The sequence below is a fragment of the Caballeronia sp. LZ062 genome (assembly GCF_031450785.1).
GTDB lineage: Bacteria > Pseudomonadota > Gammaproteobacteria > Burkholderiales > Burkholderiaceae > Caballeronia.
The window spans coordinates 916,582-941,022 of sequence record NZ_JARTWB010000002.1 but is presented as its reverse complement, the minus strand read 5'-3'; the positions used below and the strand labels follow the sequence as shown (position 1 = coordinate 941,022).

Annotated in this window: 23 protein-coding genes and 2 tRNA genes; 15 read left to right on the top strand and 10 right to left on the bottom strand. The window is 63.1% G+C overall.

What is annotated here, in order from left to right; all coding sequences use genetic code 11:
- The first annotated feature begins 18 nt into the window (after positions 1-18).
- The 4 genes from P9239_RS10470 (at position 19) to P9239_RS10455 (ending at position 3,693) form a co-directional block, all read left to right on the top strand.
- Positions 19-846: an arginyltransferase gene (locus P9239_RS10470; protein ID WP_309753984.1), complete on the top strand. Its 828-nt coding sequence runs from the start codon at positions 19-21 to the stop codon at positions 844-846.
- A 95-nt stretch (positions 847-941) separates the two neighbouring features.
- Positions 942-1,973: a quinone-dependent dihydroorotate dehydrogenase gene (locus P9239_RS10465; protein WP_309750428.1), complete on the top strand. Its 1,032-nt coding sequence runs from the start codon at positions 942-944 to the stop codon at positions 1,971-1,973.
- 114 nt (positions 1,974-2,087) lie between these two features.
- On the top strand, positions 2,088-2,888 hold the full coding sequence (locus tag P9239_RS10460) for a cystine ABC transporter substrate-binding protein (RefSeq protein WP_309750426.1): 801 nt from the start codon (positions 2,088-2,090) through the stop codon (positions 2,886-2,888).
- Between the two features lie 145 nt (positions 2,889-3,033).
- Positions 3,034-3,693, top strand: a complete 660-nt coding sequence (locus tag P9239_RS10455; protein ID WP_309750424.1) for an amino acid ABC transporter permease — start codon at positions 3,034-3,036, stop codon at positions 3,691-3,693.
- Between the two features lie 29 nt (positions 3,694-3,722).
- On the opposite strand, the gene P9239_RS10450 is transcribed toward P9239_RS10455, so the two are convergent.
- The 4 genes from P9239_RS10450 to P9239_RS10435 form a co-directional block, all read right to left on the bottom strand.
- Entirely contained in the window at positions 3,723-4,694 is a 972-nt protein-coding gene (locus P9239_RS10450; protein ID WP_309750422.1) for a Gfo/Idh/MocA family oxidoreductase, read from the bottom strand.
- A gap of 115 nt (positions 4,695-4,809) precedes the next feature.
- Positions 4,810-5,571 (bottom strand): FCD domain-containing protein, encoded by a 762-nt coding sequence (locus P9239_RS10445; RefSeq protein WP_309750420.1) that lies wholly within the window; start codon positions 5,569-5,571, stop codon positions 4,810-4,812.
- Positions 5,572-6,120: 549 nt separating this feature from the next.
- On the bottom strand, positions 6,121-7,272 hold the full coding sequence (locus tag P9239_RS10440) for a glycosyltransferase family 4 protein (RefSeq protein WP_309750418.1): 1,152 nt from the start codon (positions 7,270-7,272) through the stop codon (positions 6,121-6,123).
- 134 nt (positions 7,273-7,406) lie between these two features.
- Entirely contained in the window at positions 7,407-7,940 is a 534-nt protein-coding gene (locus P9239_RS10435) for a GNAT family N-acetyltransferase (RefSeq protein ID WP_309750415.1), read from the bottom strand.
- Positions 7,941-8,213: 273 nt separating this feature from the next.
- Here P9239_RS10435 and P9239_RS10430 point away from each other — a divergent pair, with 273 nt between their 5' ends.
- The 4 genes from P9239_RS10430 (at position 8,214) to P9239_RS10415 (ending at position 12,580) form a co-directional block, all read left to right on the top strand.
- Entirely contained in the window at positions 8,214-8,363 is a 150-nt protein-coding gene (locus P9239_RS10430; protein ID WP_309750413.1) for a hypothetical protein, read from the top strand.
- An 82-nt stretch (positions 8,364-8,445) separates the two neighbouring features.
- Positions 8,446-9,432, top strand: coding sequence for a DUF1839 family protein (locus tag P9239_RS10425; protein ID WP_309750410.1), 987 nt, complete (start codon positions 8,446-8,448; stop codon positions 9,430-9,432).
- A 972-nt stretch (positions 9,433-10,404) separates the two neighbouring features.
- On the top strand, positions 10,405-11,151 hold the full coding sequence (locus P9239_RS10420; RefSeq protein ID WP_159836384.1) for a Crp/Fnr family transcriptional regulator: 747 nt from the start codon (positions 10,405-10,407) through the stop codon (positions 11,149-11,151).
- A 28-nt stretch (positions 11,152-11,179) separates the two neighbouring features.
- Positions 11,180-12,580, top strand: coding sequence for an undecaprenyl-phosphate glucose phosphotransferase (locus tag P9239_RS10415; protein ID WP_309753982.1), 1,401 nt, complete (start codon positions 11,180-11,182; stop codon positions 12,578-12,580).
- A 78-nt stretch (positions 12,581-12,658) separates the two neighbouring features.
- Here P9239_RS10415 and rpiA read toward each other — a convergent pair whose 3' ends face one another.
- The 5 genes from rpiA to rnr all read right to left on the bottom strand — a co-directional run bounded on the left by rpiA (position 12,659) and on the right by rnr (position 17,979).
- On the bottom strand, positions 12,659-13,345 hold the full coding sequence (gene rpiA / locus P9239_RS10410) for a ribose-5-phosphate isomerase RpiA (protein WP_309750407.1): 687 nt from the start codon (positions 13,343-13,345) through the stop codon (positions 12,659-12,661).
- A gap of 79 nt (positions 13,346-13,424) precedes the next feature.
- A complete protein-coding gene (locus P9239_RS10405) occupies positions 13,425-13,820 on the bottom strand; it encodes a SirB2 family protein (protein WP_309750405.1) in 396 nt (131 codons plus the stop codon).
- Between the two features lie 16 nt (positions 13,821-13,836).
- The gene (locus P9239_RS10400; RefSeq protein WP_309750403.1) at positions 13,837-14,601 is read right to left on the bottom strand and encodes an N-acetylmuramoyl-L-alanine amidase; all 765 of its coding nucleotides are present in this window, start codon (positions 14,599-14,601) and stop codon (positions 13,837-13,839) included.
- Positions 14,602-14,670: 69 nt separating this feature from the next.
- Positions 14,671-15,414 (bottom strand): 23S rRNA (guanosine(2251)-2'-O)-methyltransferase RlmB, encoded by a 744-nt coding sequence (gene rlmB / locus P9239_RS10395; RefSeq protein WP_309750401.1) that lies wholly within the window; start codon positions 15,412-15,414, stop codon positions 14,671-14,673.
- A 99-nt stretch (positions 15,415-15,513) separates the two neighbouring features.
- Positions 15,514-17,979, bottom strand: a complete 2,466-nt coding sequence (rnr, locus tag P9239_RS10390; RefSeq protein WP_309750399.1) for a ribonuclease R — start codon at positions 17,977-17,979, stop codon at positions 15,514-15,516.
- A gap of 251 nt (positions 17,980-18,230) precedes the next feature.
- Between rnr and P9239_RS10385 the strand changes: the two genes are divergently transcribed.
- The 7 genes from P9239_RS10385 to P9239_RS10355 all read left to right on the top strand — a co-directional run bounded on the left by P9239_RS10385 (position 18,231) and on the right by P9239_RS10355 (position 23,810).
- A tRNA-Leu gene (locus P9239_RS10385) sits at positions 18,231-18,317 on the top strand.
- Positions 18,318-18,451: 134 nt separating this feature from the next.
- A tRNA-Leu gene (locus P9239_RS10380) sits at positions 18,452-18,538 on the top strand.
- 324 nt (positions 18,539-18,862) lie between these two features.
- Positions 18,863-20,083, top strand: coding sequence for an MFS transporter (locus tag P9239_RS10375; protein WP_309750397.1), 1,221 nt, complete (start codon positions 18,863-18,865; stop codon positions 20,081-20,083).
- 1,051 nt (positions 20,084-21,134) lie between these two features.
- Entirely contained in the window at positions 21,135-21,983 is an 849-nt protein-coding gene (locus tag P9239_RS10370; protein WP_309750395.1) for a DUF1571 domain-containing protein, read from the top strand.
- Positions 21,984-22,151: 168 nt separating this feature from the next.
- A complete protein-coding gene (locus P9239_RS10365; protein ID WP_309750393.1) occupies positions 22,152-22,391 on the top strand; it encodes a hypothetical protein in 240 nt (79 codons plus the stop codon).
- A gap of 71 nt (positions 22,392-22,462) precedes the next feature.
- Positions 22,463-23,251 carry a 5'/3'-nucleotidase SurE gene (gene surE, locus P9239_RS10360; RefSeq protein WP_309750391.1) on the top strand — a complete coding sequence of 263 codons (789 nt, stop codon included), beginning with the start codon at positions 22,463-22,465 and terminating at the stop codon, positions 23,249-23,251.
- Positions 23,252-23,360: 109 nt separating this feature from the next.
- Positions 23,361-23,810, top strand: coding sequence for a DUF2147 domain-containing protein (locus P9239_RS10355; protein WP_309750389.1), 450 nt, complete (start codon positions 23,361-23,363; stop codon positions 23,808-23,810).
- Positions 23,811-23,885: 75 nt separating this feature from the next.
- Here the strand turns inward: P9239_RS10355 and P9239_RS10350 are convergent, their stop codons facing one another.
- Complete coding sequence (locus tag P9239_RS10350) at positions 23,886-24,302, bottom strand: transposase (RefSeq protein WP_309750387.1); 417 nt, start codon at positions 24,300-24,302, stop codon at positions 23,886-23,888.
- Between the last annotated feature and the right edge of the window lie 139 nt (positions 24,303-24,441).

Below are 24,441 nucleotides of genomic sequence, written 5' to 3'. Positions count from 1 at the left end.
CCTGCGAGAGCCGCCAAAGTGACACATCCGAACGAGCTGCCACTGTCACCGCTTTCCGCGCTGCAATTCTATGCAACAGCGCCTTACCCTTGCAGTTACCTGGAAGGGCGCGTCGCGCGCTCGCAAGTGGCGACGCCGAGCCATCTGATCAACTCCGACGTCTACACGGAACTCGTCAAGGCGGGCTTCCGGCGCTCGGGCGTGTTCACCTATCGCCCGTACTGCGACGGCTGCCGCGCCTGCGTGCCGGTGCGCGTGCCTGTCGCGCGCTTTGCGCCGAACCGCACGCAGCGGCGCGTGTGGAAGCAGCACGGCAATCTGATCGCGAGCGTGGCGCCCCTGCATTACGACGAAGAACACTACGCGCTCTACATGCGTTATCAATCGGCGCGGCACGCGGGCGGCGGCATGGACCGCGACAGCCGCGATCAGTACGAGCAGTTTCTGCTGCAAAGCCGGATCAACTCGCGGCTCGTGGAATTCCGCGAACCGGCTTCGCCCGACAATCCCGATGCGCCCGGCGCGCTGCGCATGATCAGCATGATCGACATTCTGGGCGACGGGTTGTCGTCGGTGTACACGTTCTTCGAACCGGATTTGCCGAAGACGAGCTATGGCACGTTCAACATCCTGTGGCAGATCGAGCAGGCGAGAAGCCTGGACCTGCCGCACGTGTATCTCGGCTACTGGATTCGCGAGAGCGAAAAAATGGCGTACAAGGCCAATTTCCGGCCGCTGGAAGGGCTCGTCGATGGCCGCTGGTCCGTGCTCGATCCCGCGACGACGCACTCGGCCGGCGCTTTGCCGATGCCGGGCCGCAGCACCGGGCTGGTGCAGCCGAAGTAACCGCGTCCAAGCGCCAATCCATTCGGGCCGGGCGGGCGTGACAAAGCCGCTAAAATAGCGGTCTTAAAAAAATCCGCCGTCGCCGGCTCTCATCCGTGTTCAGTTCTCTCTACCCGCTCGCGCGTTCGCACCTTTTTCGCATGGACGCGGAAGACGCGCATCATCTGACCTTGCGCGTGCTGCGCGCCGCCGGCCGCACCGGACTCGCCGGCATGCTCGGCAAGCGAGGCCCCGATTCGCCGCGCACCGTGATGGGCCTCACGTTCCGAAATCCGGTCGGCCTCGCGGCGGGACTGGATAAGGACGGCGCGTGCATCGACGGGCTCGCGGCGCTCGGCTTCGGCTTCATCGAAGTGGGCACCGTGACCCCGCGCGCGCAGCCGGGCAACCCGCGCCCGCGCATCTTCCGCTTGCCTGAAGCGAGCGCGCTCATCAACCGGATGGGCTTCAACAACGGCGGCGTCGATCAGTTCGTCGCGAACGTGCAGGCCGCTCGTTATCGCGGCGTGCTCGGGCTCAACATCGGCAAGAACGCGGATACGCCCATCGAGCGCGCCGCCGAAGACTATCTGTACTGTCTGGAGCGCGTGTATCCGTTCGCGAGCTACGTGACGATCAACATTTCGTCGCCGAATACGAAGAACTTGCGACAACTTCAGGGAGCGGGCGAACTGGACGCGCTGCTCGGCGCGCTGAAGGACAAGCAGCAGCGTTTGTCGGATCTGCACGGCAAGCTCGTGCCGCTCGCGCTGAAAATCGCGCCCGATCTCGACGACGAGCAGATCAAGTCGATCGCGGGCACGCTGCTCACGCATCGCATCGACGGCGTGATCGCCACCAACACGACGCTTTCGCGCACAGCCGTGACCGGCATGAAGCACGGCGACGAAGCAGGCGGATTGTCGGGGCGTCCGGTGTTCGATGCATCGAACGAAGTGATCCGGAAGCTGCGCGCCGAAGTAGGCACGGAAGTGCCGATCATCGGCGTGGGCGGCATCTTCTCGGGTGCCGACGCCCGGGCGAAGCTCGCGGCGGGCGCATCGCTCGTGCAGATTTACACGGGGCTGATCTATCGCGGGCCGGCGCTCGTCACCGAATGCGTCGAGTCGCTCGCGCAGGGAATATAGACATAAGCAAACGATCTTACGCGCGCGTTGCCTTTTCTCTATGATGCCGCACCTATCGGGCGCGGCGCTGAAAGAAGCGGCGCACCACTTTGCCAACACGAGGAGAACAACACGATGAACCTGTCCACGCTCAAGAAGCTCGTCGCCGCCAGCCTGATCGGCGCGGCGTTCACCGCGGTCACGGCCACGGCGCACGCGGAAGACCTGCTCGATCAGGTCAAGCAGCGCGGCACGCTGCGCGTTGGTCTGGAAGGCACGTTCCCGCCGTTCAACTCGAAGGCGCCGTCGGGCGAGCTGGTCGGCTTCGACGTGGATATCGCGAAGGCCGTCGCCGCCAAGCTCGGCGTGAAGCCCGAGTTCGTCACGACGGAGTGGAGCGGCATCATCGCGGGCCTGCAGGCGGGCAAGTTCGACGTGATCGTGAACCAGGTCGGCATCACCGACAAGCGCAAGGAAACGCTCGACTTCTCGCCGGCGTACACGTACTCGAACGCGCAACTGATCCAGCGCGCCGACGACAAGCGCGAGTTCAAGACGCTCGACGATCTGAAGGGCAAGAAGCTCGGCGTCGGCCTCGGCACGAACTACATGGACATGGCGAAGTCGGTGCCGGGCATCGACGTGAAGACGTATCCGGGCGCGCCGGAATACCTGCGCGACTTGGCGGCGGGCCGTCTGGACGCCGCGCTCAACGACCGCCTGATGCTCGCGTATCTGCTGAAGAACTCGCAGTTGCCGCTGCGCACGGGCGCGAACGTCGGCGCGGGCAATCCGTCGGGCATTCCGTTCAAGAAGGGCAATCCGAAGTTCGCGAAGGCCATCGACGACGCGATGACCCAGCTCGAACAGGACGGCACGTTCGCGAAGATCTCGGATAAGTGGTTCGGCATCGACGTGACGAAGCCGGCGAAGTAAGCACGCGACTGCGTACGCATGATCGGGCGGCATCGTCTCACGGTGCCGCCCTTCTCTTTTTCGCGTCCGGTTTATGATGTGCGCTTTCGCGCGCCGCCCGGCTTTTGTTTCGACTCGCGCGCTTTCCGCCTACGTTTTCCCGTTCATGTCCACCACTTCCCTGCTCGTTCAATCGGCCCCGGTGCTCGCGCAAGGCGCGCTCTTGACGATCAAGTTCGCGCTCTACTCGATGTTCTTCGGCCTGATCGCCGCCATCGCGCTGGCGTTGATGGGCATCAGCCGCAGTCGGGCGCTCGTCGCCATCGGCCGCTGCTATGTCAGCGTGATGCGCGGCACGCCGCTCCTCGTGCAGATCTTCGTGATCTATTACGGCTTGCCGAGCCTCGGCATCTCGCTGGAACCGACGCCTGCCGGCGTGATCGCGCTGTCGGCGAACGTGGCGGCGTATCTGTCGGAAAGCATGCGCGGGGCGATTCTGGGCATTCACAGCGGCCAGTGGCTCGCGGCGTACAGTCTCGGCCTGTCGCGCACCCAGACGCTGCGCTACGTGATCGGGCCGCAGGCGCTGCGCATCGCGGTGCCGAGTCTCTCGAACAGCCTCATCAGTCTCATCAAGGACACGTCGCTGGTGTCGGTCATCACCGTAACCGAGCTTTTGCGAAGCGCGCAGGAAGTGATCGCGTCGACGTATCAGCCGCTGCCGCTCTATCTCGCGGCAGCGTTCGTCTACTGGGTGCTGTGCAGCGTGCTGGAAATCGTGCAGCGCTTGTTCGAACGGCGGCTCGCGCTGCCCGGGCGGCATTAAACGCGCTCGCGTTCTTCCCGGCTCGGCGTTCAGTCTTCCTCGAACGGAAAGCGAACCCCGAGATCGCGCCGCGCCGCGTCCATGATCGCCATCATGCGCATGGACATCACGTGCGGCATGACCGGGCTTTCGGTCGCGCCCGCGCGCAATAGCTCGCAGAAGTGCGCGGTCTCGTAATTGAGGCCGCCGCCCGAAAAGGGCTCGTCGAGTTCCACCTTGCGGCCGTCCGTATAGGCGATGGTCGCGCGAGCCGGGTTCCACCAGTTCTCGTGGATCGTCACCGTGCCTTGTGTGCCGCCGATGAGCGCGTCGCCGCGTCCTTGCAGATCTAGTCCGCAGAAGAGTTGCGCGATGCCGCGCTCATGCCGCACGTTGAGGCTCGCGAAGACGTCCACGCCCGTCGCGCCGACGCGCCCGATGGTCTGCACGTCGAGCGCCTCGCCGAGCCAGTCGACGGCGAGAAACGCCTCGTAGATACCGATATCGAGCAGCGCGCCGCCGCCGGCGTCCAGCGAGAACGACGGATGGTCCGCCGGCACGTTCGCCATCGAGCAGCCCGCGCGCACGAGCCCGATCTCGCCGATCGGATCGGCCTGCAAGTGCTCGCGCAGGCGCCGGTAGAGCGGGTAGAACGGCGGCTTCATCGCCTCCATGAAAAGCAGCTTCGCTCCGCGGGCGGCGTCGATCATCTGCTGCAAGGTCCGCGCGTTCACGGCGGCGGGCTTCTCGCACAGCACCGGCTTGCCCGCAGCGAACGCGCGCAACGCATAGTGCGGGTGGCTGTCCTGCATCGTTGCGATGTAGAGCGCGTCGATGTTTGCGAGCAGATCGTCGAAATCGTCGAACGCGGCAGCGCCGAACGGCTCGGCAAGCGCGCGCGCAGACTCCGCGCGCCGCGAAGTGACGCCCGCGAGCGTCGCGCCCTCGACGTGTTGCAGGCTCTCGGCGAAGCGCCGCGCGATGCGGCCCGCGCCGACGATGCCCCAGCGAATTCGGTTCATGAGTCGTGCCTCTCAATGTATATCGTGCGGGGCATTGTGCCTGATCGGACCGCGCAGAAACGACAAAGCCGGGCGCGAGGCCCGGCTTTCATCGGACAGTGCCCTCCGGCGCCGCTCAGGCCCCGGCCGACGCGTTCACGTCCGGCGGAGAGACCGGCTGGCTGGGCTGACTCATGCGTTCGAGCGAGAACGCGCGGCCCACTTCCTCGGCTGCGAGATCGACGAGTTCCCGCGTCGCGCGTTCGGCGGCCGCCGGGTCTTTCGACTCGATCGCCTCGACGACGCTCTTCTGCGCCGCGAGCGTCGCCTCGCGCACGGACTCGATACCGTCGACGATCGGATTCACCGTCACGAGCGCGCCGCGCACGATGGCCGTCATCTGCCGGAAGAACTGGTTGCCGCTCGCGGCCACGATGCGCGTATGCAGCACTTCATCCGCTGCCTGATACTCCGGCTCGCCCACTTGCAGGCGCGAGAGCGTGTCGAACGCATCGCGGATGCCGGCGATTTCATCGGGCGTCGCGCGGGCGGCCGCGAGCGCGGCGGCGCGCGGCTCGATCAACATGCGGAATTCGATTACATCGCGCAGGAACGTCTGATCCGGTTTCGCGCGAAAACGCCACGACACGACATCTTCGTCGATAAGACGCCAGTCGCTCATCGGCCGGATGCGCGTGCCGGTTTTCGGCCGCACGTCCAGCATGTGACGGGCGAGCAGCATCGAGAGCGCCTCGCGCATGACGGTGCGGCTCACGTCGAACTCTTTCGAAAGGATGTCTTGCGGCGGCAGTATCGCGCCGTATTTCTGCTCGACGATCCCCGAGACGAGCCCGTCCATGACCTTTGCCACCAGCGATCGCTCTTTGTTCTCATCCATCACGCTTCTCCCCTATCCGCCTGTCCGTAGCCCATGTGTGTCTGTGCGCGTCGCTCTCACGCGCCCGTGGCGGCCAGGGCGACGAATTTCCGAACATGCATTCGTCGCACTACACGTTGCGTCTTCGCCGCATTTAAAACCAGTGAGGAATTTCCTGACAGGGTATTCCCTCTGATTCAACATGCGCGCCGCGCCGCGTTTGCCGCCGTTCCTGTTCGTTGCCCTTGTGCCTCGTTGCCGTGCTGCTGGTATTCGTACGCTGAATTGCCTGCGCTCGCGCCGCGCGGGCGCCGTCATTCCTCAGGGAAACTGATGAATGACCGGCGTCACAGCGCGGCGTTTTAGCTTTGTTTTTTCGGCCGGAAATCGTCAGCCGTTCATGCACTCATTTGAGCAAGCATCTCGTAGGCGTTCTGTGCGAACGCGAACGCTCACTCGCGCGGGGGCGGCTATTGTATGACGCGACTGACGCAATACTGCGAAATTCTCCTGTACTGCTTAGTTCCTGAGAATGATGCGCTGCGTCGTATCAAACTACGAATGAGGCGCTTACATGGCGCCATCGGATGCGCGCGGACGTCGCGCATGCATGCGCTGTTCGCGGCGTTGCAGCGACTCTCTTTCGGCGAGCGTCTGCTGATAGATCGCGACGTATTCGCTGCCCGCTCTTTCGACAGAAAGCCGCTGCACGTCTTCACGCGCGCGCGACGCATATTGCCCGCGCGCTTGCGAATCAAGCAGAAGCCAGCGCAGCTTCACAGCGGCCTGCGCAGGATCGCCCGGTGCGACCAGCACGCCCGCCGCGCCGCCATCCAGCAGTTCGGGAATGCCGCCCACGCGCGTCGCGAGAATCGCGCAACCGGCCTCGCGCGCCTCGCCGATGACGAGCGGACACGGGTCCTGATGCGAGAGCAGCGCGAAAACGTCGGCGTTCGCGAGATACGGGCGCGGGTCCGCCACGAATCCCGTGAAATGAACCGCGGACGAGAGTCCCAGTTCGGCGGCGAGCGCCTCCATCGACTCACGCTCGGGGCCATCGCCGATGAGATACAGATGCGGCTCCGCAATGAACTCGCGCTGATGGGCCGTTTGCTCGCGCACGATCGCGAACGCCTTCAGAAGATCGGCGATGCCTTTCCTCCGATACATCCCCGCGACGCATACGACATTCGGCCGGCTCATCGTTACCGGCCGCGCAGCGGGACGGCACGTGAGCCGCGGCGCGTTGACCGCGCCATTGAGCACGACCGACACCCGCTCTCGCCCGATGCCGCGCTCCTCCAGCGTGCGCGCGACGGCTTCGCTCACGGCGACCATGCGATCGCCCGCGCGCACGAGCGACGCGCTCTTCTGCAATTCGTGATGCACGGTCGTCACGAGCGCGAAGCGCCGCCGCATGCTTCCGAATCGCGAGATCAGCGCGCCCGTCATCATGTGCGCGTGAACGATGTCGGGATCGAAACGATCGACGAGACGATTGAAGCCCGCGATCATCGAAGGGACACGCCACGGCTGTCTCGATTGCTGCAACGGAATATGCGTGATGCCGTGGCGCCGCAACAGAGGCTCGAAGCCGCCGCCCGACGAAGCGACCACCACGTCGTGTCCCATGCGCGCCTGCATGCAGGCGAGATCGACCATCATGTTGACGGTGCCGTTACCGATGATCTGCGCGTGGTTGGCGAGATGGACTATTCGCATGGGGGGCCTGGTTGCGCGCGTGCCGGCACATGTGAGTGCACCGGCCGCGTGGTTCGTTATCGTTATGAAGATGAACTACTGATCTTGCGGTGAAGCGCACACGCCGCCAAAGAAGCGGCGCGCGAAGGCAACGCTCAAAGCAATTCGTAGGTATTGGCGAACGCATTGGCGCCCGCCTGGCTCAGCTTGCTTGCGCTTGTTTCGCGCGTCGAACGGCCCTTTCTTGTCAGACCGATGTAGGGCATGCCATGTTCGAGGAACGGACCTTCCGTCTTGCGAAAGCCGAACGCTTCATAGAACCCGCGCAGACTGACGGGCGCGGTAAGCCGCACTGCGCGACCGGGCCAGCGTTCGGCGCAAACGGCCAGCACGCGTTCGATGAGCGCGTGCGCCGTGCCATCGCCGCGACGCAGCGGGCTCGTGAGGATCTTGTCCACGACCACTTCGGGATCTTCGAGATCGCCTTCGTGAATGCGCGCGTAAGCGAGCACCGGCATCGGGCGCGTCATGTCATCGGTCGCGAAGACGTGCACGCCGGTTTCATCGCGGCCGTCCGCATCTAGATGCACATGCGATTGCTCGACGACGAACACCGCACTGCGCGCACGCAGAATCAGATAAAGCTCGCGCGCAGTGAGCTGTTCGAAATCCAGGGTCTTCCAATTCATTTGTTGTTCTCCTTGCTGCCGGCTTCTCACCGGCGTTGCGACGATTGAACGTTACGTCCCGCGAAACAAGCTTTCAGTGCGGGGGCGCACCGACTCCAGGGCTTGCCGCCCCGTCAAATAAGGCCAACCACACAAGAAGGCGCCCTCGGGGAAAAGGACGCCTTCACGAGATCTCGTCACGACACGTCATCGAGTCCTGCGCATTGCGCGGAAGGCTCCCGCACGTGCTGCGATAGCACTCGCGTCGTCTGGCACCTTCATGGGAAAATCACAATGCAACCCGCCATCGAATGCGACGCCCTGAAAAGCGATAAATGCGCCGTTATGCGCGCCTTTCAGCGCGGCTTTAAGCGCGCAGGTAAAAACAACGAATGCTTCGGCGCGCACGCGGTACCGGTTGCCGGCTTTTCAGGCCCGAGGTAAGCCCATGAGCGCGTTTCATACCAGCGGTATGACGAGTTCCGGCGTCAGTCGTTCACGCGTCGTTTCACTCGATCCTTTACGCATGCGCGCGAAGCGTCATCGTGCGCACGCGCTGCATCGGGGCGAGCGCATCTGGCGCGACGGCACGGGCCCTGTCGACTTGTGGATCGAGCTTCTGCATGGCAACGGACTCGAACCGCATGCGATGCTTGCCTTCACGGTCACGCAAGACTTCGAAGAAGATCAGTTCACGCTCGGCCGGCCGCCGTGCGAAGACATCGAAAAGCTGTACGGCATGCAAGTGCAGGAACTCGCCGTGTTCGCCTCGCTCGAGGAACGCGCGCTCGTGCAGACGCGCCGCGCGAATACGGTCCTGGTCGAAGTCGATGCCTTCTTCCTGCCGGACATGCGCGAACATGCTTACCGGCGCGAACATGTGAAGACGACTATCGCCATCGATGTGATCGATCCCAACGCAAGACGGCTCGGCTACTTTCATCACAGCGGCTATCACCTTCTTCATGGCGACGATTACGACGGCGTGCTGCGAACCAATGCTGCGCACGATGCGGATTCATCCGGTGCAGCGGGCACAACGCAAGGGCAAGCATTGTTCCCGCACGCAGAATTTGTGAAGCACGTGCGCGACGCACTGTCGGGGACATCGCTCGCGGAAGTATCGGCGGACCTGTTGTGCGCGCATCTGCTGCGCCGTCCGATGCATAACCCGATATCGCGCTGGCGCAGCGCGTTTCCCGCGCATGTCGAGACGATGCTCGAACGCGGCGAAGCGTATGCGCACGTTTATGCCCGCAATGTGATGCGTCAGCTCGGCGCCAACTTCGAGTTGCTTGCGCATTACCTCGAATGGATGCGCGAGCAAGGCTTCGACATTCCGCTCAGCGCGCACGTCGCTGCGCGGACGATTGCAAGCGAGGCGATGAGCCTGCAATGCCGGCTTGCACGCGCGCTGACCCATGCTGAGCACGATCTCTGCGACGCCTCGTTCGACGCCATGGAAGCCGCTTATGAACGCGTGGTGCCCACGCTTGCGGCTATCGTCTGCTGATCATTCCATATGCGCGATTGCGCGCATCTCGGCAAGCAAATGCGTATGACCTCGTGATGGCGATGCGTTGCGTCATCCGCATTTCACGCGCGCATGGTGAGATATCGTCGTGCGGTGATCGGCCGTGTTGTCCCCGATGAAACATTTCCGCGCTGCGTGATGGGGCCGAATGCGGCTTCTCATACGTTTCATGAGTCCGTTCGTGCGGCAAACAAGGCCAAATTACGGCGCGCGCGGCGCAAACGTTTGACATGTGTATGCGATTTCCGAGCGCCATGAGCGCCTTCTGCACCGGCTTTGTGTGAGCCATCCCTCGCCCCGTTGCAGGCACGATTCACGCATTCGGGCGCGGCATGGCCCACAGACGGGCCATTTCGTGCACTGGGCGCAACGTTTAGCGGTTTGCGAAAACGCGGCGGATCACATTGGCCGTTTCGCGCAAACCCTTGCGCAGCAAGGCTGCGAAGGGATACAAGCAGGCTCGCGGCGGCTGCACGTTCGTTAGCCCACGAACATGATGGAACACAGATGAATCAATTTTCATTGACCCTACAAAAGGAGGGGTTCGTTCGATGGGGCGCGGCTCTCTGAGGCTTATCGCACGGTGATCGTCAAAGGCAGACCCGGCAATTCGGCTGTTTGCGCTGACGATACCCCTCCGGGCAGAGGCGGATTCCTAAGACCACCGATGTTCAAGACTGAAACAAAAAGACGACGCTGCGCCGCATCACCGTGAGCGTTTTCCCGATGAGGCCCCACCAGCATTGACGTTCGCCGCATTGGCACAGTCCTCGCTAAATGAGTCGCGCAACCCGAAGCGACGCGATCTACTAAATCAACTCAGGCGAGCACGGGCTGTACACGGGGCTGGTGTGAGACGTTTTCATAAGCGCGCGAGACGCGAACCCGAGAACGATCACACCAGTAAAGAAAAAAGTGAAGCGCAACGCGCGAAGTTACGAGAGAACAAACATGCTGACCCTTCAGTCCGACCTGCACGGCAATCACCTCCTCGGCGCCCTTCCCGCGCACGAATGGCAAGCTCTGACTCCGCATCTCGAACTGGTTCAACTCCGCACCGAGCAGCTGCTGTGCGATTCGGGCCAACGTATTCATCACGTGTACTTCCCGACGACCGCCATCATCTCGCTGCTTCATACGATGGAAGACGGCGGCTCGGTCGAAATCGCCGCAGTCGGCCGCGAAGGCATGACGGGCGTGCCGGTCCTGACGGGCGGCGAAACCATGCCCACGCGCGTCCAGGTGCAGTGCCCGGGCTTCGCGTATCGCATGAGCGCCCAGGCGCTGCGTGAGCAGTTCGGCCGCTCCGACTTCCTGCGCCGGCTGATGCTCCTCTACATGCAAGCCCTGCTCACGCAGGTCGCTCAAACGGCGGCGTGTAATCGTCATCACTCGCTCAACAAGCAACTTTGCCGCTGGCTTCTGATCGAAATCGACCGTACCGCGTCGAACGAACTGCAAGTCACGCAGCAGCTGATCGCCGACATGCTCGGCGTGCGCCGCGAAGGCGTCACCGAAGCGGCCGGCAAGCTGCACGATGCGGGCCTCATCCACCATAGCCGCGGCTGCATCAAGGTGGTGGATCGCGAAGGGCTGGAAGCGCGCGCATGCGAATGCTACGGCCTCGTCAAACGTGAGTTCGACCGCCTGCTGCCGCGTCTGCGCGCGCAGGAGACGGCTTCGGCCTCCAGTGTCTGAGATACGGATGCACAATAAAAGTCACGATATGTTCGGCTGGACGGCGCGCTGTCTGGATGTCTTTTTCGTCATCGCGGGCGGGGTGATCGCGCATTCCATGCGCTTTTCCTCGCTCGAATTCAGCGATATCGAGAAGCTCCTGATTGCTTTCAATAGCGTGCTGGCGTTGCTGTTGTTCCCGACCTTCGGCGTGTACGAAGCTTGGCGGGGCAAGCCGCTTCCGATGATGCTGGCGCGCGTCACGCTCGCCTGGATGACGGTGGCGGCCGCGGCGCTTCTGCTCGCGTTCACGCTGCATCGCATGGATGCGGTGTCGCGCCTGTGGTTCGCGTATTCGACGCTCATCTCGGGCGCGCTCATCGTGCTCGCGAAATGCGTGGTGTATGCGAGCCTGAGAATCATGCGCGGCCGCGGCTTCAACCAGCGCACGGTGGCCATCGTCGGCGCGCAGGGCTTCGCGCGCACGCTGCTCGCGCATCTGTCGAGCACGCCCGAGCAAGGCTTCACGCCCGTGTGCCTGCTCGACACGACGGGCGACGAAGAACTGCACGCGAGCGGCCTCGGCAGCCGGCCCGGCGCGTCCATGCGTCTGCCGGTGCTGAACGATTTCGACGAACTCGTCGAGAAAGTGCGCGCCGAGGAAATCAACGAAGTGTGGCTCGCGCTGCCGCTTTCGCAGGAACACACGATCTACCGCTTCGTTCATGCGCTGCGGCACGACTTCGTGAATCTGCGCCTGATTCCCGATACGCGCAGCATCTCGCTCTTCAATCATTCGATGACCGATGTCGCGGGACTCGCGACCATCAACCTGACGACTTCGCCGGTCGGCAGCTTGCAGATGTGGCCGAAGCTGCTGTTCGACCGCTGCTTCGCCGCTGCCGCGCTGCTGGCGCTGTCGCCGGTCATGATTTCCATTGCGATCGCGATCAAGGCGACATCGGAAGGCCCGGTGTTCTTCACGCAGAACCGCAAGGGCGCGGACGGACGGCCGTTCAAGATCTACAAGTTCCGCTCGATGGCCGTGCATCGCGAGACCAAGGGACACGTGACCCAGGCGACGCGCAACGACCCGCGCGTGACGAAGATCGGCGCGTTCCTGCGCCGCACGAGCCTCGACGAGTTGCCGCAGTTCATCAACGTGCTGTTCGGCGACATGTCGGTGGTCGGCCCGCGTCCGCATGCGATCGAACACGACGATCTGTACAAGGATCTGGTCTACGGCTACATGTTCCGTTACCGCATCAAGCCGGGCATTACCGGCTGGGCGCAGGTGAACGGTTATCGCGGCGCGACCGAGAAGGTCGAAAAGATGCAGAGCCGCGTGAAATTCGACCTGTTCTACATTCACAACTGGTCGTTCTGGTTCGACATCAAGATCGTCGCGATGACGCTGTTCAAGGGCTTCATCGGACGTAACGCGTACTGAGCGTACTGCACGCTGCATTTACGACAACGGGCCCGGCGACTCGCATCGCCGGGCCCGTTGTGCTTGTGGCGCCGTGCTTCAGTAGTCGATGCGCTCGACGCCGTTTTCCGTGCCGAGCAGGCACACGTTGGCGCCGCGCGCCGCGAAAAGCCCGACCGTCACGACGCCCGGCCACGCATTGATCTGCGCTTCGAGCGCGCGCGGGTCCGTAATGGCAAGGCCCTTCACGTCGATGATCTCGTTGCCGTTGTCCGTGATGAACGGCATGCCGTCCTTCGTCACGCGCACGATCGGCACGCCGCCGAGCGCCGCGAGCTTGCGACCGATGGCAGTGCGCGCCATCGGCACTACTTCGACTGGCAGTGGAAAGCTGCCCATCACGTCGACGCGCTTGCTCGCATCCGCGATGCACACGAACACGTCCGCAACCGAAGCCACGATTTTCTCGCGCGTGAGCGCCCCGCCGCCGCCCTTGATCATCGCGCCGCTCGCGTCGATTTCGTCGGCGCCGTCGACATACACGGGCAGCGTGTCGACGTCGTTCAGGTCGAACACCTTGAAGCCGTGCGATTCGAGCCGCGCGGTGGTCGCCAGCGAACTCGATACCGCGCCGCGATAACGCGCCTTCGAGACGGCCAGCGCGTCGATGAAGCAATTGGCCGTCGATCCGGTGCCGATGCCGATGATCGCGCCTTCCGGCACGTGCGCGTTCACGTAGTCGGCGGCGGCCTGGCCGACCAGTTGCTTGAGTTCGTCCTGAGTCATGGAAATGGTGCTGCGCGTCTGGGGGAAATCACGATTTTATCGGAGCGCGCGCCGCCTTCCGGCGTTTTTGCGCGTGCCGTCAGTGAGCGCCGTGCAGAAAGCCCAGCGGATCGTGAGTACGCGCGACCGACGCGATGAACGCAAACACGAGAATCGCCAGGACGCCGGAAACGGCCCGCGCGCCCTTCGTGCGGCCGCGCTTGAGCGCGAACGTGCCAAGCACGATATAGACGACGAGCCCCGCGATCTTCGCACCGAGCCACGCGGCGTTCGGCCCGAAGCCGACGATGGCGACAAGCGCGATGGCGCTCGCAAGCAGCAGCGTATCGACGATATGCGGCACGATCTTCGTCGCGCGCGCTGCGAGAAGGCGCGAGTCCATCAGCATCCAGATCCAGCGCAGCGCGAAGCCCGCGATGCTCAAGCCCGCGCACGTCATGTGCAGTGCGCGCAGCGGCAGAAAGTAATCGCCCATTGGTTTTCGTGCGTGGTCAGGGGAAGTATTTGTCGAGCAAGGCCTGCGCGATGGCGTCGGTTTGCGCATCGGCGTCGCCCGCGTAGTCCGATGGCCGGAAGTGCATCTGGAAGGCGGCGAAGACGCGGCGCGTCTTGTCGTCGAGGATGCCGTCGGTGGCAACGTCGTAGCCGTAACGCTTCAGCTTCTCCTGCAACGCGCGCACGTCGCACGGCGCCTTCGGATCGCGGCCCGCGAGATGCGCGGCGACAGTGGCATCGTCGGGCCACGCGCCGATTCCCGCCTCGTAGAGCGTATGCCACGGAAATAGCGGACCGGGATCGATCTTGCGCTGCGGAGCGATGTCGCTATGGCCGACCACGCGCGTCGGCGGAATGCCGTAACGCTCGACGATGTCGCGCGAGAGCTTGACGAGCGCGTCGACCTGTGCGGGCGGATAAGGCTGCCAGGTGCGGCCGGACGGCGTATCGACAGGTCCGAGATTCACGTTCTCGATGCCGATGGACGACGCGTTCAGTTCCGTCGCGCCTTGCCAGTAGCTCTGGCCGGCGTGCCACGCGCGCTTGTCTTCGGGCACGAGTTGGTAGACGACCGGCTCGCCGTTTTCGATGCGTGGCGCGTCCGGCACGACGTAGTGGACGCTCACCTGATCGCCCGTGAGCACCGCGAGCGAGCGCGCTTCGTCGATCTCCGTATAGTGCATGACAAGGAATCGCACGCGCGAATCGGCGTTTTTCGCGTGGTATTGCGTGTCGGCGATGTAAGTGCCGCGGTTGAGCATGGTGGGAGTGCAGGCGGTGATGAAAGCGCAGGCAAGCGCGACAAAGACGAGGCGAAGCACGTGCACCCCTTACTTCTTCACGATCCTCTGCCTTACCGCCTCGAACAGACACACGCCGCTCGCCACCGACACGTTCAGGCTCTCTACCGAGCCCGCCATCGGAATATGCATGATCTCGTCGCATGTTTCGCGCGTGAGGCGGCGCATGCCCTCGCCTTCCGCGCCGACGACGATGGCGACCGGGCCGTCGAGCTTCGTCTGGTAGACGCTCGCCGTGGCTTCGCCCGCCGTGCCGATCACCCAGACGCCCGCGTCCTTCAGTTCGCGCAGTGCGCGCGCCAGATTCGTCACCGTGATGTACGGCACGCTTTCGGCCGCGCCGCTCGCCACCTTCGCGGCGGTCGCGTTGAGGCCGGCGGAACGGTCGCGCGGCGCGATCACCGCATGGGCGCCCGCCGCATCCGCGACGCGCAGGCACGCGCCGAGATTATGCGGATCGGTGACGCCATCGAGCACGAGCAACAGAGGCGTACCCGAGATGCCGTCGAGCAATTCCGCGAGATTCTGCGCGAGCGGCAAGTTATGCGCGCGGGCGACCACGCCCTGATGCTGGATGTTGCCCGCGAGGCCCCACAGACGCGCTTCCTCGGCGGCGATCAGGCGCACGCCCGCGTCCTTCGCGGCACGCAGGAAGTCCTGCATGCGCCGGTCCTTCCGCATGGGGTCGTACAACACTTCCTCGATCGACGACGCATCCGCCCGCAAGCGCGCCGTGACCGCGTGGAAACCATAAAGAACCTTGAGACGTGACATGACTGATTCGAACCTTCGTGATAACCATGAAAAGCACGACGCGGCCCGGTGCAAAGCGCACCGGACCGCGCGTATTCGTTGCCCCTTTCCGACGCTCGGCTAGCGCTTCTTGCGCGCCGGCCGCCCCTGCGCCGACTTCGACGCCGAGTTGGACGCCCCGGCGCGTTTCTTCGTCGCGCCGCCGCGCGCCGCCAGCGACGCGCCCTTCTTCGTGCCGCCGCGCTGACGCGTGCCGGGCGTGTCGTCGTTCAGCGAGCGAATGCGCGGGCCCGCTGCGCCATTAGCGCCCGAGGCCCCGTGATCGGCCGCGCCCGAGGGCAAACGCGGCGAAGGCTTCACAGGCGTATCACGCACCAGACGGAAGTCGATCTTGCGGGCATCGAGATCGACGCGGCCCACCTGCACGCGCACGCGATCCGTCATGCGATAGCGGATGCCGGTACGCTCGCCGCGCAGTTCATTCTTGATTTCGTCGTACTGGAAGTAGTCGGAGCCGAGTTCGGTCACGTGGACGAGCCCCTCGATGAAGAGCGAATCCAGCTGCACGAAGATACCGAACGACGTCACGCCGTTCACCATGCCGCCGTATTCCTCGCCGAGTTTGTCGCGCATGAAATAGCACTTGAGCCACGCTTCGACGTCGCGCGAGGCTTCGTCGGCGCGGCGCTCGTTCGATGAGCAATGCAGCCCGAGCTCTTCCCACACCGCGACGCTGTTGCGCGACCGGCCGCGCGCGCTGTCGTCGGCCAGTTGCATCTCGCGTGCGGCCTTCGTCAAACCCGTGCTCAGCGAAACGTCATGGCCGATGTCGGGCAGATACTTCTTGCCTTGCAGGATCGCGTAAATGGCGCGATGCGTAAGCAGGTCCGGATAGCGGCGAATCGGACTCGTGAAGTGCGCGTAGGCTTCGTACGCCAGCCCGAAGTGCCCGATGTTGTCGGGGCTGTAGACGGCCTGCTGCATCGAGCGCAGGACCATCGACTGAAGCATCTGCGCATCTGGCCGGTCACGGATCTGCGCGATGAGCGCCGCGTAATCGCTCGCGTGCGGTTTGTCGCCGCCAGTCAGCGTAAGGCCGACGCCGCGCAGAAACTGCCGCAGATTCTCGAGCTTCTCCTCGGTCGGCCCCGCATGCACGCGATACAGCCCCGGATGCTTGTTGCGCTTCAGAAAGTCCGCCGCGCAGACGTTCGCGGCGAGCATGCACTCCTCGATCAGCCGGTGCGCGTCGTTGCGATGGCGCGGCAGGATCTGCTCGATCTTGCCTTGCGAGTTCACGACGATATACGTCTCGGTCGTGTCGAAATCGATGGCGCCGCGCTTCTGACGCGCCGCGTGCAGCGCCTTGAACACGCCGTACAGGTTCTGCAACTGCGGCACCAGCTCCGCGCGCTTCGCGGCTTCGGGACCCTTCGTATTGGCGAGCACGGCCGCGACTTCGGTGTACGTGAGACGCGCCGCCGAATGCATCACGCCCGGATAGAACTGATACGCCTTGATCTCGCCGCGCGCCGTGATGACCATATCGCAGACGAGCACGCAGCGGTCGACGTCCGGATTCAGCGAACAGAGGCCGTTCGAGAGCTTTTCCGGCAGCATCGGAATCACGCGCCGCGGGAAGTATACCGACGTGCTGCGGTCGAGCGCGTCGACGTCGAGCGGATCGTTCGGGCGCACGTAATGCGACACATCGGCGATCGCCACGAGCAGACGGAAGCCTTGTCCGCGGCCCACGGCCACGGGCTCGCAATACACGGCGTCGTCGAAGTCGCGGGCATCTTCGCCGTCGATGGTGACGAGCGGCACGTCGCGCAGATCGACGCGATGCCGGATATCCACCGGCCGCACTTCGTCGGGCAGCTTCGCGGCGGCGGCAAGCGCGGCGTCGCTGAACTGGTGCGGCACGCCGTACTTGCGCACCGCGATCTCGATTTCCATGCCGGGGTCGTCGATATCGCCGATCACTTCGGCCACGCGCCCGAGCGGCTGCGAATGGCGGCTCGGAAAATCCGTCAGATCGACGGACACGACCTGCCCCACTTTCGCCTTCTTCGGATTCTGCGTGATGAGAATGTCGTGGCCGATGCGCTTGTCTTCCGGCACGAGGATCAGCGCGCCGTTTTCATTCACGAGCCGCCCGATGATGCGCTTGTTCGCGCGGTCGGTCACTTCGACGATATGCCCTTCGGGCCGCCCGCGCCGGTCGTAACCGACGATGCGCGCGAGCACGCGATCGTTGTGCATGACCTTCTGCATTTCGCCGTTGGGCAGGAAGAGATCGTCCTGGCCGTCGTCGCGAATCAGAAAGCCGAAGCCGTCGCGATGGCCCTGCACGCGCCCCGCGACGAAGTTCGACGGATGCGTGAGCTGATAATGGCCGCGCTTGTCGAGGCGGATTTGCCCGTCGCGTTCCATGGCGGCCAGTCGCTTGAAAAATCCTTCGCGCTCCTGGCGCTTGATCGACAGGGCCTCGGCGATGTCGTTCGCGGAGTGAGGCGTTTCGCTCGTGCGCAGCACACCGAGAATCTCTTCGCGGCTGGGGATCGGATACGGATATTTGCTCAAGGGCTTAATAGAGTTCTTCTCGTTGGACTGGACTTTCGCCGTGTTTTGCCGTTAGTCGAGCGGCAATCGTTGAAATCATTCTAACACTGCCTATTAGGAGCGCTGCCTGCCCGGCGGGCGCTCGCGGTGTCCATCAGAAGCAAACGGCGGCCCCGTCGCGGGCTTCATCGAAACGCTTGACAGACTTTGCGGGGTCGCTATAATGGCGTTCTTTGCTGCTGAACGCAGACAAAACAAAGAAACGCACCCTTGCCCAGGTGGCGGAATTGGTAGACGCACTAGGTTCAGGTCCTAGCGGTGGCAACACCGTGGAGGTTCGAGTCCTCTCTTGGGCACCAGATGTCAGGAAACGCCACCCTCGGGTGGCGTTTCCTTTTTATGCGGAGACCGTGCTTTCGGCTCCGGCCAGTCGTGAAGCGCAGTTGACACGGCCTGGCTTCCCGCTAGAATAGCGGGCTTGCTGTACCCCTTGGCCCAGGTGGCGGAATTGGTAGACGCACTAGGTTCAGGTCCTAGCGGTGGCAACACCGTGGAGGTTCGAGTCCTCTCCTGGGCACCAAGGTCCCTTTCTCGCAATCAGCCCCACGCGCATGTACCTGGGGCTTTTTGTTTTTTGCGCGCACGATTTCTCCATTGGTTTCAATTCGCTTTCGTTTTCGATTCGGTTTCATGCCGGGATTAAAGCGGAATGAATGAATCGCCGGATCGTCGTCTCTCCATTGACAGTATCGGTAAGCACGCTCTTAAACGGCGGCGTACACTCGTCCCTGCCCGCGTGGCCGTTACGAGCCCCGCGTGCCGATGCCGCTTCGCGCATCGCGTGAGCCGCATCGCAACCGCATTGCAAATCGAGCTGATCAATACTGAATCGGAGACCAAGGCGATGAGTTGGACGCGAGAACAAAGAAACGTAACGATTGCCGCTTATCTCGGCTGGACGCTGGACGCATTCGACTTTTTCTTGATGGTCTTCGTCCTCAAGGACATCGCCGCCGAATTCAACACCAAGATTCCCGAAGTCGCGTTTGCCATTACGCTGACGCTCGCGATGCGCCCCATCGGCGCGCTCATCTTCGGCCGGCTCGCGGACAAGTTCGGCCGCCGTCCGACGCTGATGGTCAACATTGCGTGTTATTCGCTTCTCGAATTGCTATCGGGCCTTTCGCCCAACCTGACTACCCTTCTCATCTTGCGCTCGCTCTTCGGTATCGCAATGGGCGGCGAATGGGGCGTCGGCTCTGCCCTGACGATGGAAACCGTGCCGCCCAAGGCGCGCGGCTTCGTGTCCGGCTTGCTGCAAGCCGGCTATCCGAGCGGCTATCTACTGGCGTCGATCGTCTTCGGCGTGCTGTATCAGTTCGTCGGCTGGCGCGGAATGTTTTTCGTCGGCGTCGCGCCCGCGCTGCTGGTGCTTTATGTCCGCGCGCATGTGCCCGAATCTCCCGCGTGGCGTGCAATGGAAAAACGGGCGCGCCCCGGCTTGCTTGCGACGCTCAAACAGAACTGGACGCTTTCTCTCTACGCGATCATCTTGATGACCGCATTTAATTTCTTCTCGCACGGCACACAGGATCTTTATCCGACGTTTCTGCGCGAACAGCATCACTTCGACCCGCATACGGTTTCCATCATTACCATCGTGCTCAATATCGGCGCGATTGTCGGCGGGTTGTTCTTCGGATCGCTGTCGGAGCGAATCGGCCGACGCGTCGCCATTTTCATCGCCGCGTTGATTGCCTTGCCGGTGCTCTATCTGTGGGCGTTTTCGGCAACTCCCGTTGCGTTGGCCATTGGCGCATTCCTGATGCAGATTTCCGTGCAGGGCGCATGGGGCGTGATTCCGGTGCATCTAAACGAGATATCGCCCGATGAAATTCGCGCCACGTTTCCGGGACTCGTGTATCAACTCGGCAATTTGCTCGCCGCCGTCAATGCGACGATGCAGGCGTCGATTGCAACTTCGCACGGAAACAACTACGGCATGGCCATGGCGATTGTGGCGGGAACGGTTGCGGTGGTAATTGCCGCGCTGATTTTCTTCAGCCGTGAGCGCAGGGGAATCGATATGACGCGGTCGGCGGAGGAAGTGGGGGCGACGGGATAGGGTTTGGGGGCATGCGCAGCCCTGCGCACGCAGGAGCTGCGCCGTCGACCGACAGCCTGTTCCGAGCCGAAGCGCACTAAAGTGCGCTTCGGCTCGGTCGCCGCGAGAAAGCTAGCGAGCTAGAAAACGGAAAACGTCAACCGGGACTCGACCGCTGCCTTTCCCCCCGATCATGCTCAACTTCTTAACAAGCGTTCGAACGGAGGTTTCCGAGACATCAAATAGCTGCGCTACTCTCCTTGCGGAAGCTCCGCCGTGTGTCAGGACTAGTATCTGAAATCTAATGAACGAACGAAGACGGCCGTCCGTATCTTTGCTGACTCGGCCCGAGCTCCCATTGATGGCGTTAGCCAGAATTGCCCGTTCGCGCGAAGTAAGCTTTTTGGATTTATAACAGTGCCTCCCACCAGTTTCCTGAAATGTGTAAAGTGTCGACTCAAAGAGAATTTGGTCTTTCGAACCGACTTCTGCAAAACGACAATGAAGGTTTAGCTTAGTCGGTTGCTCATTCTTTCTGCGCATTCGATATGCTCCTGCCTTACCAAAGTGGCGGTAGCGAATCGCTACTCAGGAGCTAGGGGGTTGCGATTCGCGCTGCGGGAGTCCTGGCCCGACTCAACCGCAGCGCCCATTTATCCGAACTGCTATAAGTGCTTCTTTCTCGGCTGCCGGCTTCCGCCCGCGCGAAATTGGCAGCCGCTCATTTTTAACTGATTGCGTGATATTTAGCCCATACGATTTATCCTAATCTTGCGTAACTTCGTCGATTTTCCTGCGATGAAATCCAATCGCCGTTCGCCTGGCGCTCCGGGATGCGACTCACATTCGGAATACGGCGTCGATTTGCACCGTACCAAGGGAGGTTCAATCCTCCATCGCCGCGTCGAGTGCGCAGCGGCCCATCTGACCGTAGCTAGCAGCACTGCACCTAGCGGCATAACTTCCCAAGATGGAAGAACAATCTGCGTCTCGCGTTCAGACCTGACTGCTCCGGCACCGTCAAACGGGAAGACAAGCCATGACGCAAGCGCAGGTTCGCCGATTCTTTCACTTGACACTCTCGTGCGCGTTGTCAACGGCGCTCACCGCTAGCCGGGCGCCTGCCCGAGCAACTCCCCAGCCTCCGATCAACGAAATCGCCACCCAACCCGCCGACCAGCAAGCTCACTGGCTCGCACGCGCCGCCGCCGACGGCACGCTTGCACACCTCGCCGACGCCGAACTCGTCGCCCTCTTCCGTTCACTCGATCCCGGCGCGCTGCCGCGCTATCTGCGCGACGGCCTGCCCCGCTATGCAACGTCCGAATTCACCATCCTTCGACGCGAGCGAATCCGCGGGAAGTGGCCGAAGCGTGCCGACCACATGCTCGTGCGCGTCACGCGCGACCCGCTGCGCGTCTACGCGAGATGGTTGCCAGACGGCGCCCATGCAGGCCAGGAAGTCATCTACGACGAATGTAAGCGCCCCGGCGAACTGTACGGTCACCTCGGTGGCTTCTTCGGCGTCGTGCCGATGTGGGCGTCGCTGAACGGTCCGCTCGCTCGCGCGCAGTCGAATCATTCGATCCGCGAACTCGGCATCGATGCCATTACGCAGCGTTTCATCGACGAAGGCCGGAAGTTCGCCGAAGCGGGCATCACGCGGCCGTCTGACATCGCGGTGACGAACGTGAACGGCGTGCGCGTCGTCGCGCTGACGTACATCGCGCCGGCCGGGCGGCCGGAGTTTTACGCGAAGCGCGAACTGCTCTACCTCGATCTGGCGCAGCCGCGTTTCCGCGCGGTCGCGTCGTTCGACAACGACGGCGCGATCTTCGAAAGCGTCGTGTTCGGGCACATCGAGCCAAAGCCGTTCGACGATCTGACCTTCGATCCGCACAACGCCGGATACCGCTTCTGAAGCGTCCGCTGATCGCGTGACATGCGCCGTAACACGCGCATCGGCGCCGCCACGGCGCGTTTAAGTCTCGCCTAAGTTTCGGCCGATACGCTTGCCGCACTTCATCATCGACATCCACGAAGCCGCGTGCCAGCGGCGCGAATCGTCATGTAATCAAGGAGTTCGCTCATGAACCTCCGCTCTGCCTCGGCTCCGGTACGAGCCATCAAACGGCTCTTGAGCCACCACGAGATCGCCACGCTGCTGCTCTTGATGCACGCGCCGATCGACGCGATGGCCGCCCCGCCCGACGTCGCCTCGCTGCAGGAATACGGCTACGTGGAAATCGTCTCGCCCGACGCCGACGGTCCCAAAGTGCGCCTCACCGACGACGGCAACGCCGTCCTGCGCGGCTTAGGCGTCAAGTAAGCGCCCCGCCCGGCATCGCGATCTCTGTAATAATCGGTCGACCTTCACCACCGACCGAGGAGTGATTCGCGATGTCCGCCATGGAACCCATCGTTCAACGTGTGCTGCTGACCAACGACGACGGCATCGACGCCCCCGGCCTCGCCGTGCTCGAAGCCGTCGCCGCCGAACTTGCGCACGAAGTCTGGGTCGTCGCACCCGAGCACGATCAGAGCGGCACGTCGCACTCCATCAGCCTGCATTCGCCGCTGCGCATCTCGCGTCAGGGCGAGCGCCGCTTTGGCGTTCAGGGCACGCCGGGCGACTGCGTCGTGATGGCCGCGCGCCATCTCATGAAAGACGCGCCGCCGACGCTCGTGCTGTCGGGCATCAATCGCGGCGCGAATCTGGGCGTCGAGACCATGTTCTCCGGCACCGTCGGTGCAGCGATGACGGGTCTTCTGCTCGGCTTGCCTTCCATTGCCCTCAGTCAGACGTTCTCGGACCGCGAAAGCGTGCGCTGGGACACCGCGCGTGCACTCGCGCCCGGCGTGATCCGTCAGTTGCTGGCCATCTCGCACGACGCACCCACGTGTCTCAACGTCAATTTCCCAGACTGCGACGCATCGGCCGCCGGTCCGCTGACCGTGACGCGACAAGGCGTCGGTCTCGTGGAAGGCATCGACGTGCTCGACGAGACCGATCCGCGCGGCATCGACTATTTCTGGCTCAAGTTCCAGCGCGGTCAGCGTGAAAACGCGCCCGACAGCGAAACGGCCGTGGTCGGGAGCAAACGGATTTCGGTGACGCCGCTGCATTTCGATCGAACCGACTCGCGCACGTTCGCCACGCTGGAAGCCGGATTGCGCGGCGGCGCTTAGAGCGCTAGAGCCTTTCTTCCCAAACGCGACGGACCGTTTCTCGTATGCTGCGTCGTCAGCGCGCCCGGCAACGGCTTCGGCGTCACGATCACAAGAACAAGGAGGCACTATGAACCACTTCGTCCGCATTGCGGCCGGCGCGCTCATCGCCATGTCGGCGGCGGGCGCGTTCGCGCAGGCATCGACGCCCGTGGGCACCTGGCAAACCATCGATGACGCGACCGGTAAGCCGAAGGCGATCATCCGGATCATCGACGATGGCAGCGGGCAGCTTTCCGGCAAGGTCGTGCGCGGCATCGGCGAATTTGATCATCCGGACCGGCGTTGCACCGCGTGTACGGACGACCGGAAGGATCAACTGGTGAAGGGCATGACCATCATCACCGGCTTGAAGCAGAACGGCGATACGTGGGAAGGCGGTCAGATTCTGGACCCCGAGAACGGCAAGCTCTACAAGTGCAAGATGAAGCTGGAAGAGGGCGGGCAGAAGCTCGAAGTGCGCGGTTATATGGGCGTGTCGCTGCTCGGGCGCTCTCAGACGTGGGTGCGGCAGCAGTAACTCATTCGGACGCAGCAAGCAAAAACGGGCGGAAGACTGCGTGTCTTCCGCCCGTTTTTTTCGACGCCGCGCGACTTATGCAGCGTGACGGACCGAAGCATCATCCTGCGGCGAACGCGCGGTCGCGATGGCGCGCATCGGCTCCAGCGCTTCGGCAGTCGCGACTGGCACTTCCGCCGGCACGCGCATACGCGACGTCATGAGCCCGTAGAGCGAGTCGCCGGCGGGGCCGAAGAGTTGCGTCATCACGCGCAGCAGCACGCCCGATTCGTGCCACGCCTTGAAGCGGCGATGGCACGTCTGATACGACGGATACTTGCGCGGCAGCGTGGACCACGACGCGCCGCTATACATGACCCAGAGCACGCCGTTGAGCACGGCCCGGGTGTTAGCCAAAGGACGGCCACGCAATTCCGAGCGCGGGCGCAATTCCGGAAGCAGCGGCGCAACCATCTGCCATTCTTCGTCGGACATATCGCGGTAGGGTTTCACGGCATTCTCTCCAATTAGCAACTGATTAACTGGCCAGAACGATACCGAGTGCCCTTCAACCGGCAAATCAGAGAGGTCTTAATCTTGAAAAAGCCGCGAAAGCCTTATGCCGTTTGGCTAGACGCGTGTTTTTGATTCT